The organism is Muricoccus roseus (genome assembly GCF_900141905.1).
GTDB lineage: Bacteria > Pseudomonadota > Alphaproteobacteria > Acetobacterales > Acetobacteraceae > Roseomonas > Roseomonas rosea.
Window position 1 is genome coordinate 1 of the sequence record NZ_FQZF01000078.1, and the last position, 1,214, is coordinate 1,214.

General features: G+C 68.9%; 1 protein-coding gene. It reads right to left on the bottom strand.

Annotated elements, in window-relative coordinates; genetic code table 11:
• On the bottom strand, nt 1–911 hold a 911-nt coding region (locus BUB97_RS25360; RefSeq protein ID WP_073140734.1), incomplete at its 3' end, for an outer membrane protein.
• Nucleotides 912–1,214 lie beyond the last annotated feature (303 nt).

The following is a 1,214-nucleotide window of genomic DNA, read 5'->3' on the forward strand; positions in this document are numbered from 1 at the left end:
GTCACGGCCTGGGCGGCGTCCGCGATGATCTGGCGGGCGCGGTCCGTCAGGTCGGCGCGGTCGAAGTCGAAGAAGACGAGGTAGGTGCGGGCCGGAGCCGGGGCCGCGGCGGGAGCCGGGGCAGCGACGGCGACGGGCGCCGGGCGCGGCTGGTTGAAGGCGTAGCGAACGCCCAGCATCACCGAGTGGTTCTCAGCGCTGTCGGCCTCGAAGCGACCGGTCGAGACGGTCTGCCCGCCCGGCGTCACCACGCGGCCGTTCAGGCGCGGCTCAAGCGTGCCCATGTACCGGTACTCGAGGGTCAGGGCGAGGCCGGGAACTGAGGAGATCGGGTAGGCGGCGCCCGCGATGCCCTGCCAGGCGAAGCGGCCGTCCGTGTCGTCGATCACCACCGAGTTGCCGCCGGGAACATTGCGGGTGCCGCGCACGCCGTCATATTCCGTCCACACGTAACCGGCGCCGGCACCGATATAGGGGACCACCGGGAAGCGGGGGATGACGAAGTCGTAGTAGGCATTGGCCATCACGCCATACTGGCGGATGTCGCCGCCGCCGTTCCGGAAGGCGCTGGTGGTACCCGGGCCGCCAAAGCCGCCCATCTTGTCCACCTCATTCTGGCGGTAGTTGCCCTCGATCTCGGCGCGGAAGCCGTTGCCGAAGCCCCAGCCGAGCGCGGCAGCGCCGACCCAGCCGGTGTTCTGGCGGGTCTCGCCATAGGCGGTGGTGTTGCGGTCGGTGAAGTAAGTGCGGTTCCCGCCACGCGCGTCGAGGTCACGGTCCATCAGCCAGTTCACGCCTGCGCCGCCGGCAATGTAGAGGCCAGTCACCGGCTGCACGGGGGTCTGCTGAGCCATGGCGGAGGCGGGCACCGCGACGACGGTGGCCGCCAGGAGGGCCTTACGGAACGACATTAGTGACAGATCCTTCGTTGGGGGGCGGGCCGCCATCAGTCGCGGCACAACCGAAAGTCCAAATGCGTTCGCGGGTTTACGGCCCCAACATCCACCAGGCTCGCAGGAGGCATACTGTGACCGGGAAGCCACAGAATCATTCCGTTCAGGTTGCAAAGAAGGGGCGGAGCCTTCCGGCTCCGCCCCTCCGATGCTGAAGTCGAAGGTCCCGCGGGATTAGCGCAGGACGATCTCGACGCGGCGGTTCTGCGGCTCACGCACGCCATCGGCGGTCGGGACCAGCGGACGGCTCTCGCCGAAGGC